Raw genomic sequence first — 9,229 nt, forward strand, 5'->3', positions numbered from 1 at the left:
CAGGGGCTTTTTCATGGGCCTCAGGCGCGGTCGCGGGTCAGCAACGGCTTGAGGTAGTGCCCGGTATGGGACTGCGGCATCTCCGCAACCTGCTCCGGGGTGCCCACGGCAATGATCTGGCCGCCCTTGGAACCGCCTTCCGGCCCCAGGTCCACCAGCCAGTCGGCGGTCTTGATCACATCCAGGTTGTGTTCGATCACCACCACGGTGTTGCCGTGATCGCGCAGGCGGTGCAGTACGTCCAGCAACTGCTGGATATCCGCAAAGTGCAGGCCCGTGGTCGGCTCATCAAGGATATACAGAGTCTTGCCGGTGTCGCGCTTGGACAGCTCGCGAGACAACTTGACCCGCTGCGCTTCGCCACCGGACAGGGTCGTCGCCGACTGCCCCAACTTGATGTAGGACAGGCCCACATCCATCAGGGTCTGCAGCTTGCGCGCCAGGGCAGGCACCGGGTCGAAGAACTCCCTGGCTTCCTCGATGGTCATTTCCAGCACCTCGTGGATGCTCTTGCCCTTGTACTTGATTTCCAGGGTTTCGCGGTTGTAGCGCTTGCTCTTGCACACGTCGCAGGGCACGTAGATGTCCGGCAGGAAGTGCATTTCCACCTTGATCAGGCCATCACCCTGGCAAGCCTCGCAGCGCCCACCCTTGACGTTGAAGGAGAAGCGACCGGGCCCGTAGCCGCGGGAGCGCGACTCGGGTACCCCGGCGAACAGCTCGCGGATCGGGGTGAACAGCCCGGTGTAGGTCGCCGGGTTGGAGCGCGGAGTCCGGCCGATCGGGCTCTGGTCGATATCCACTACCTTGTCCAGGTGCTGCAGGCCGTTGATGCTGTCGTGTGGCGCGGCTTCCAGGGTGGTGGCGCCATTCAGTGCGGTGGCGCTCAAGGGGAACAGGGTGTTGTTGATCAGGGTCGACTTGCCCGAGCCCGATACCCCAGTGACGCAGGTCAGCAGGCCGATAGGGATCTCCAGGTCGACATTGCGCAGGTTGTTGCCGCGAGCGCCCTTGAGGGTTAGGGAGAGCTTCTTGTTGCGCGGCGTGCGCTTGGCCGGCACCACGATCTTCACCCGGCCCGAGAGGTATTTGCCGGTCAGGGAGTCCGGATGGGCCATGACCTCTGCGGCGGTGCCTTCGGCAACGATTCGCCCGCCGTGCACACCGGCCCCCGGGCCGATATCGACGACATAGTCGGCCAGGCGAATGGCGTCTTCATCGTGTTCAACCACGATCACCGTGTTGCCGATATCGCGCAGGTGTTTCAGGGTTCCCAGCAGGCGATCGTTGTCCCGCTGGTGCAGGCCGATGGACGGCTCGTCGAGGATGTACATCACCCCCACCAGGCCGGCGCCGATCTGGCTGGCCAGGCGGATACGCTGGGCTTCGCCGCCGGACAGGGTGTCCGCGCTGCGGTCCAGGGTCAGGTAGTCGAGCCCGACGTTGACCAGGAACTGCAGGCGCTCGCGGATTTCCTTGAGGATCTTGTCGGCGATTTCGCCACGGCGCCCGGTGAGTTTCAAGGTGCCGAAATAATCGGTGGCGTCGCCGATGGGCAGGCTGGTGACTGCCGGCAGGGTTTTCTCGCCCACCCAGACGTGCCGCGCTTCGCGACGCAGGCGGGTGCCACGGCAATCCGGGCAGGGCTGGGTGCTGAGGAACTTGGCCAGCTCTTCACGCACGGTGGCCGACTCGGTTTCCCGGTAGCGGCGCTCCAGATTCGGCACTATCCCTTCGAACGGGTGGGAGCGCTTGACGATGTCGCCCCGGTCGTTGAGGTATTTGAAGTCGACGTTCTGGGTGCCGCTGCCGTGCAGGATGACCTTCTGCTGATCCGCCGGCAGTTGGTTGAACGGTACTTCCAGGCTGAAGCCGTAATGAGAGGCCAGCGAACCGAGCATCTGGAAGTAATAGACGTTGCGCCGGTCCCAGCCGCGTATCGCCCCTTCGGCCAGGGTCAGCTCGCCATTGACCAGGCGCTTGATGTCGAAGAACTGCTTGACCCCCAGCCCGTCGCAGGTCGGGCAGGCACCGGCCGGGTTGTTGAAGGAGAACAGTTTGGGTTCCAGTTCGCTGATGGCGTGGCCGCAGATCGGGCAGGCGAAGCGCGCGGAGAAGATCATCTCCTCTCCCGGCTCGTCGTCCATCGGCGCCACCAGGGCAATCCCGTCCGCCAGTTTCAAGGCGGTTTCAAAGGATTCGGCCAGGCGCTGCTGCAGGTCGGCGCGGACCTTGAAGCGGTCGACCACCACATCGATGGAGTGCTTCTTCTGTTTATCCAGCTTCGGCAGCTCGTCCAGCTCGAACAGCTTGCCGTTGACCCGGGCGCGAACGAAGCCCTGGGCTCGCAGCTCTTCGAAGACCGACAGATGTTCGCCCTTGCGCTCGCGGATCACCGGGGCCAGCAGCATCAGCTTGCTGCCTTCGGGCTGGGCCAGCACCAGGTCGACCATCTGGCTGACGGTCTGGGCTTCCAGCGGGATGTCGTGGTCCGGGCAGCGTGGAGTACCGACGCGGGCATAGAGCAGGCGCAGGTAGTCGTAGATCTCGGTGATGGTGCCGACGGTGGAGCGCGGGTTGTGGGAGGTGGATTTCTGTTCGATGGAAATCGCCGGCGAGAGGCCTTCGATGGTGTCGACATCGGGCTTTTCCATCATCGACAGGAACTGTCGGGCATAGGCCGAGAGCGACTCGACATAGCGGCGCTGGCCTTCGGCATACAGCGTGTCGAAAGCCAGGGACGACTTGCCGGACCCAGACAGCCCGGTGATGACGATCAACTTGTCCCGCGGCAGGGTCAGGTCGATGTTCTTCAGGTTGTGGGTGCGGGCCCCACGAATCAGAATCTTGTCCAAAAGTGGCCTCGATCGGCGGGCGTAAAGGCAGGAGTATAAAACCAAACACTGGATGGATGCACACTATCGTTCGGCGCTTTTTTGATCGCTGGTATGGGCTGCGCGGCAAAGCGTCGCCATATACCCCCTCAATCGATCCGACTGGTAGAATCGCCGCCGGTTCACATGAGGTTTATCCATGCACGATCCCCACAACGAACGCATGAGTGGCAGCGAGACCCGCGCGGCAAGCGGGCTGGCCCTGGTGTTCGCCTTCCGTATGCTTGGCATGTTCATGGTACTGCCGGTCCTGGCGACCTATGGAATGGATCTCGCAGGAGCGACCCCGACCCTGATCGGGCTGGCGATTGGTGCCTATGGCCTGACCCAGGCAGTGTTCCAGATTCCCTTCGGGATCATTTCCGACCGTATCGGTCGTCGTCCGGTTATCTACCTGGGGTTGATCGTGTTCGCCCTGGGCAGTGTGCTGGCGGCCAACGCCGATTCGATCTGGGGGGTGATCGCCGGGCGTATCCTGCAGGGCGCCGGCGCAATTTCCGCGGCGGTGATGGCGCTGCTTTCCGACCTGACCCGCGAACAGCACCGGACCAAGGCCATGGCCATGATTGGCATGACCATCGGTCTGTCATTTGCCGTGGCCATGGTGGTTGGCCCGCTGCTGACCCGCAGTTTCGGGCTTTCGGGGCTGTTCCTGGCCACCGGGGCCATGGCCCTGGTGGGCATTCTGATCATCGCCTTCATGGTGCCGCGCTCAACCGGGCCGCTGCAGCACCGGGAATCCGGAGTGGCGCGTCAGGCGCTGATCCCGACCCTCAAACACCCCGATCTGCTGCGCCTGGATCTTGGTATCTTCGTGTTGCACGCGATGCTCATGTCGAGCTTCGTGGCCTTGCCCCTGGCGCTGGTGGAAAAAGCCGGCCTGCCCAAGGAGCAGCACTGGTGGGTCTACCTCACCGCACTGCTGATTTCGTTCTTCGCCATGATCCCGTTCATCATCTACGGCGAGAAGAAACGCAAAATGAAACGAGTTCTGTTGGGCGCGGTCAGTACGCTGCTGCTCACCGAGCTATTCTTCTGGGAGTTCGGCGACAGCCTGCGGGCGCTGGTGATTGGTACCGTGGTGTTCTTCACCGCGTTCAACCTGCTGGAAGCGTCCTTGCCGTCGCTGATCAGCAAGGTTTCGCCGGCGGGTGGTAAAGGAACGGCAATGGGGGTGTATTCCACCAGCCAGTTCCTCGGTTCGGCACTGGGCGGCATCCTCGGCGGCTGGTTGTTCCAGCATGGCGGTTTGTCGGCTGTGTTCCTTGGATGCGCAGTCCTGGCTGCACTCTGGCTGGCCTTTGCTGTTACCATGCGCGAGCCCCCGTATGTGACGAGCCTGCGCTTGCCGTTATCGCCCGAAGCGATCCGCGAAGCCGGCCTGGTCGAGCGCCTGAAGGCCGTTGTTGGGGTAACAGATGCCGTAGTGGTGGCCGAAGAGGCCGCCATTTACATCAAATTGGACACCGAATTATTGGATCGCACGACCCTCGAGCAACTGGTCAATCCAGCGCCGTCGGCGAGCGAAGCCTAGGAGAACGTTATGGCCCGTGGGGTTAACAAAGTCATATTGGTCGGCACTTGCGGCCAGGATCCCGAAGTTCGCTACCTGCCTAACGGTAACGCCGTGACCAACCTGAGTCTGGCCACCAGCGAGCAGTGGACCGACAAGCAGACCGGTCAGAAGGTTGAGCGCACCGAGTGGCACCGCGTGTCGATGTTCGGCAAGGTCGCGGAGATCGCCGGTGAATACCTGCGCAAAGGTTCGCAGGTCTACATCGAGGGCAAGCTGCAGACCCGCGAGTGGGAAAAAGACGGTATCAAGCGCTACACCACCGAAATCATCGTCGACATGCAGGGCACCATGCAGCTGCTGGGTGGCCGTCCACAGGGCGACCAGCAAGGCCAGGGCGGCATGTCCAACTCGGCACCGCGTCCACAGCAGTCCCGTCCTGCTCCGCAGCCTCAGCGTGAGTCGCGTCCAGCGCCACAGCAGGCCGCTCCGCAGCCGGCTCCGGACTTCGACAGCTTCGATGACGATATTCCGTTCTGATCGCTGTTTTCAGCGTTCAGCATCGATAAAAACGGGGCCATGCAGATGGCCCCGTTTTTTTATGCCCGGGTTTAACCGGTGTGCCGCATCACTCAGCTCAAAGCGCCACTCGCCGCAGTCGGCCGCTCAGTGCGACCACCTGCTGCTCCGGCGTCGGAATCGGCCGCCCACTCAGGCCCATGCCTTCACTCACCAGCACCGCGTCTCCGACGCAGCACAGGTTGGAAGGCGTATCCAGGCCCTTGGCGAGTACTTGCACGCTGCGTTGCTGCAAATCGCAGCGCAGCAGGCGGCCGCTGAAGCGGGCGAAGCCGCCGTGCAGGACTTCGCCGGCCCAGTCCGGCGGCAACGGTTGCAGCAGCCGGTCGCACAGTTCCAGCACCAGGATCCGCTCCTGCGGGTCCAGCGCCAGCCCGGTAGGCAGTTGCAGTCCGCGAATCAGCACCTCGATCCTGCCGCTCTCGGGCCAGACCCGGATCACCTGGCCCGCCTTGTCGGCGAAGTCGATACCCATCCGCGCCGGGTCCCGGCGCAGCTCGCCGGAGAACAGGCTGACCAGCACGGCATCGGTCTGCGGCTCGTGCACCAGGGTCACGGGAACGGCTTCCTGGCCTTGATCCAGATCGGGCAGTTGCGCCAGGACTTGTTCACCGCCCTCGCTGAACTCCACCAGTTGGTTGCTATCGGGCTTGACCGCCAGCCAGCTGCGGCGCGACGGGTGATAGCACAGCGAGTTGAGGTTGCCGCGACTATGGAACAGCGGCTCGGGCGGGTTGTATTGCAGGTCCAGCAGCTTGGAGCCGGCGACGTAATCGGTTTGGCTGGCCAGGCAGTGCCCGTCGCCCAGGGCGATGTCCGACAGGCCCATGATTTCGTCGCGAAGCATGCGTGATTGCATGTTCATCGAACGAAAACCCTGGGCCACGACCTGGGGCGGCAGGTAGGCGCCCGGCTGGCCCGGATCCGGACGCAGGCAGCTGATGCGGCCGCTGAACGGCTGGTCCGGCAGGCCTGAGCCGGCTTCCGCCAGCAGCAGGCTGCCATCGCCTTGCAGGCAAACCCCGCGAGGGTTGAGCAGGCCCTCGGCGATGACGTGATCCGGTCGCAGCACCTGCTCGAGCTGGGTGGGAATATGCAGAGCAACGGGCATGGTCTTCTCCTTGTTCAAGGCTGCCAGGGCGTGCCATTGAGATAGGCGGTCAGCAGGGAGCGTTGGCTCGGCGACATCGAACGCACCACGGACATGTACAAGGTGGTGTTCTGGTACTCGGGGGATATCCGGGCCAGGATCGCCTGTTTGTAACCCATCACCGCGTCGGGCTGATTGAGCTGGATGTAGCGCGACATGGCGGGGAAGGCCAGGTAATGAAAGCGCAGCACGTTTTGAAACGCCTGTTCCCAGGTGACGATGCTGCCTGTTGGAACGCCGAAGTCGCTCCAGGCGTACTTGCGGAAGTTGCTGAAGCTCTGGGTAAGAGGGTTGTTGTCGATGGTGTAGGTCAGTGTGGTGAAGCCAGCCTGGGTATTGGAACCGGCGACGGGAACGACGTTGAAACTCACCGAAGGTTGACCGGCCGGCACCGTTACCGAGTTCGGAAGCTCCAGGAAGTTCCAGTAGCGGTTGGCTTGATAGACGGCGGTCGCCGAGGCATCGATGCTGATCGGCGTAGCCTTCTGCACCGGCGCTCCCAGATAACGTACTTGCAAGGTGATCTGCACGCCTGTGCTGTCGGGATCGAGGTAGGTGTTGCGCTGATCGCTGTAGACCCGATAGGGGCATTCGGGGGCCGACAGCGCCGGGTTGCGGGTGGTCCCGGGGGCACTAATGCACAAGGGCGTGCTCTGCACCAACTGTGTCTGGGTCGAGTTGAGCGGCACGTCGATGATGCCGCCGTACCGGTAGTAGTCTTGCAGCAGCGGATTGCTGGGCTCGAAGCTCGCCAGGGGCGTGGTTCCGGCCGCGATGGTGACGGTCCCGAAGTCGGCGTTGGGGCCGATGGGGCTGGTGATGTCGTCGCGTACAGCCCTGAACGTCTGCTTGGGGATCAGGTTGACCATGTCGATGCTCAGTTGCCCGTTGGCGACCTCGGCATAGGCCACGCTGTTGATGTTCAGGTCTTTGTCGGCATTGATGATTTGGCGGCCCGGCGGACAGATCTGCGGCTCATCGGTAAACGCCGTGGCCAGGGTACCGATGACCCGGCCGATGCTCGGGTTCGGGCTGAACTGGTTGGCTGCGTAGTCGGCATTCAGTTGCTCGGTGGTCAGGGTCGGACACATTTCGAACATCACGAAACGCAGCACGATCCCGGTAGCGTTGGGCGCCTCGATCAGGGCCCGGAGTCCGGCACTTTCCTTGTTGTAGCTGACGATGCTGCTCAGCGGAAAGGTCAGTTGAAAGGTGCCGCTGGCGTGGAAGGAGCCCGGCGAGTCCATGGTTGCAGGCTCCAGCACCCGGGTATTGAGGTCGAAACTGCTGCACACGGTATCCCAGCGAATCAAGAGCTGAGGCGTGTTGCCGTTGCCGATCTGCAGGCCTCCGACAAAGATCTGGGTCGTGGTGCTGGCTGTGGGGTCCAGGTCGACCATCATTGGGCCGGAGTAGGGACCTTGTCCGGTGCCGGGGGTCACGGAGCCGAGCAGGTAAACCGGCTGTCCGACCATATCCCCTTCCAGCGCAATGTTGCCCGGGGTGCCTTGGGAACTGATCAGCGCGTTGTGCAGCGTCACCACGTGTTCGCCATAGTGGTTCCAGCCGCCGGCCGTGTACCGGCTGTTGGGGCCGATTCTCGGGTCCGGGGCGTTGATCAGTTGGTACAGGTGCTCATCGCTATAGGTCTTGGCCTGGTCCGCCACGGTCGAGGTGGTCAGGTCGAACAGCTCAAGGGAGGTGGCGATGCCATTGGGCAAGGTCGGTGAGTTGTTTGGCACGCTGACGTCGGTAGAGATGCCGCCCCAGAAGTTCAGTCGGGGTCCATTCAATATGCTCATGATCTATTCCTTATCCTTGGCGACGCTGGTGACTGGGGCTTGGGCGAATCTGAACAGGAAGGAGAAGTCGCTCTTGTACTGGCTGTTGAGCGGTGCGGCCATGGAATGGCAGTTCATGCAGCTGCTGTTGGTCTGGATGTAACTTTCCATGGTGACGTTGGCCGACAGTGATGGCGTTGGTTGCCCCAAGGGGTTGCCGGGGTTATCCGGCGACTGCGGGCGTTGGGTGGTGATCAACTGGTAGTACTTGAACACGCTTTGCTGTACCTGCGGATCGCCCTGGTATTGGGTATTGATCTGCTGGGTGACGTCCGTGATCGGGGTGACCCGGTTCAGCGGGTCCGGGGTACTGAAGCTGTTACCGGGTTTTGGGGTACAGACCATTTGTCCAGCTTGTTGCTGCCACAGGCAGGGGGATTGGTTGAGGCTTTCGGCGGGCGCCTTGGCGTTGAAGTAGGAGTAGAAAATCCCCGAGACCGGTTGGTCCACCCAACGGCCCCCCAGCTGGGTCTTGGGAGGCACGTTGTCGACCTGCTCGAAGGTCGACCAGATCCACTGCGGGAACCCCTCCACCTTGCTGATTATGTGCAACCCCACCAATCCCAAAGTGGCCTCGGTGGTGCCGTTGGGCTGTCCCTGACTGTCGAACTGGGTGACCAGGGCCTTCATTGTCAGATAGCGGCTGCTGTCGTCGGCGCTGCTGAGGATGCGCCAACTGCTCTTGATCTCGCCGGCGTTGTTGGGAAAGCTGATGTTCTTCGCTGCGTTGACGACCACCGCGTTGTAGAAGTCGTTATCGACGATGTAGTTGTAGGAGACCTCGTTGGCGGCGATGTCGTAGTAGGTCGGGTTGCCGCGCTGGTCAATCAGCCAGCCGCCCACCGCCTGGTTGTCCGATTGCACCACCTGGGTGTTCTTGACCGCGGCGATGTTGATCAGGCTGAGATTTCTGCGGGGCAGTTGCGAGTTCCAGAGGCCCGGATTCTTGGCCCCGGGGAGGAAGGTCTCGCTGACGCTCTTGTAGGTCTGCCACACGGTATCGCCAGGGCTGCCCAGGGGCTTGCTGCAATCGGCCACTCCGCGCTGTCCCGCCTGGGCCGGCCAGTTCAGGTTGATGAACATCTTCCAGCTGTATTGATCGAAAGCCTGCTGCGACGCGCCCGCAGCAGGCACCGCAGCCGTGGGTGGGCAGCTGGTCTGCGGCGCCGCTGCGCTGGGTTGCAGGGCGCTGGCCTGCTGGCTGCCCAGGCCAAGCAACAACAGGGCGGTGAAACGGCTCCAAGGGTTCATG

At 62.6% G+C, this 9,229-nt stretch carries 6 protein-coding genes; 2 read left to right on the plus strand and 4 right to left on the minus strand.

What is annotated here, in order from left to right; genetic code table 11:
• Window positions 1-20: 20 nt before the first annotated feature.
• Window positions 21-2,855, minus strand: a complete 2,835-nt coding sequence (gene uvrA, locus BM382_RS29105; protein WP_019094235.1) for an excinuclease ABC subunit UvrA — start codon at window positions 2,853-2,855, stop codon at window positions 21-23.
• Window positions 2,856-3,033: 178 nt separating this feature from the next.
• Between uvrA and BM382_RS29110 the strand changes: the two genes are divergently transcribed.
• Both BM382_RS29110 and BM382_RS29115 read left to right on the plus strand, forming a co-directional pair.
• Entirely contained in the window at window positions 3,034-4,428 is a 1,395-nt protein-coding gene (locus BM382_RS29110) for an MFS transporter (protein ID WP_011063768.1), read from the plus strand.
• A 9-nt stretch (window positions 4,429-4,437) separates the two neighbouring features.
• Window positions 4,438-4,947, plus strand: coding sequence for a single-stranded DNA-binding protein (locus BM382_RS29115; RefSeq protein ID WP_011063767.1), 510 nt, complete (start codon window positions 4,438-4,440; stop codon window positions 4,945-4,947).
• A gap of 97 nt (window positions 4,948-5,044) precedes the next feature.
• Here the strand turns inward: BM382_RS29115 and BM382_RS29120 are convergent, their stop codons facing one another.
• Genes BM382_RS29120 through BM382_RS29130 form a run of 3 tightly spaced genes read right to left on the minus strand, consistent with a single transcriptional unit; the run spans window position 5,045 to window position 9,228 of the window.
• The gene (locus tag BM382_RS29120) at window positions 5,045-6,097 is read right to left on the minus strand and encodes a hypothetical protein (RefSeq protein WP_072444860.1); all 1,053 of its coding nucleotides are present in this window, start codon (window positions 6,095-6,097) and stop codon (window positions 5,045-5,047) included.
• 14 nt (window positions 6,098-6,111) lie between these two features.
• The gene (locus tag BM382_RS29125) at window positions 6,112-7,938 is read right to left on the minus strand and encodes a hypothetical protein (protein WP_019094233.1); all 1,827 of its coding nucleotides are present in this window, start codon (window positions 7,936-7,938) and stop codon (window positions 6,112-6,114) included.
• A gap of 3 nt (window positions 7,939-7,941) precedes the next feature.
• Window positions 7,942-9,228 carry a hypothetical protein gene (locus BM382_RS29130; protein ID WP_072444862.1) on the minus strand — a complete coding sequence of 429 codons (1,287 nt, stop codon included), beginning with the start codon at window positions 9,226-9,228 and terminating at the stop codon, window positions 7,942-7,944.
• Window position 9,229 lies beyond the last annotated feature (1 nt).

It is taken from the genome of Pseudomonas sp. NFPP25, assembly GCF_900116505.1.
Lineage (GTDB): Bacteria > Pseudomonadota > Gammaproteobacteria > Pseudomonadales > Pseudomonadaceae > Aquipseudomonas > Aquipseudomonas protegens.

What these genes read in the sequence shown, in the direction of transcription:
- BM382_RS29110 (WP_011063768.1), top strand. Translation starts at nt 3,034, where the DNA reads ATGCACGATCCCCACAACGAACGCATGAGTGGCAGCGAGACCCGCGCG.
- BM382_RS29125 (WP_019094233.1), bottom strand. Translation starts at nt 7,938, where the DNA reads ATGAGCATATTGAATGGACCCCGACTGAACTTCTGGGGCGGCATCTCT.
- BM382_RS29130 (WP_072444862.1), bottom strand. Translation starts at nt 9,228, where the DNA reads ATGAACCCTTGGAGCCGTTTCACCGCCCTGTTGTTGCTTGGCCTGGGC.
- BM382_RS29120 (WP_072444860.1), bottom strand. Translation starts at nt 6,097, where the DNA reads ATGCCCGTTGCTCTGCATATTCCCACCCAGCTCGAGCAGGTGCTGCGA.
- BM382_RS29115 (WP_011063767.1), top strand. Translation starts at nt 4,438, where the DNA reads ATGGCCCGTGGGGTTAACAAAGTCATATTGGTCGGCACTTGCGGCCAG.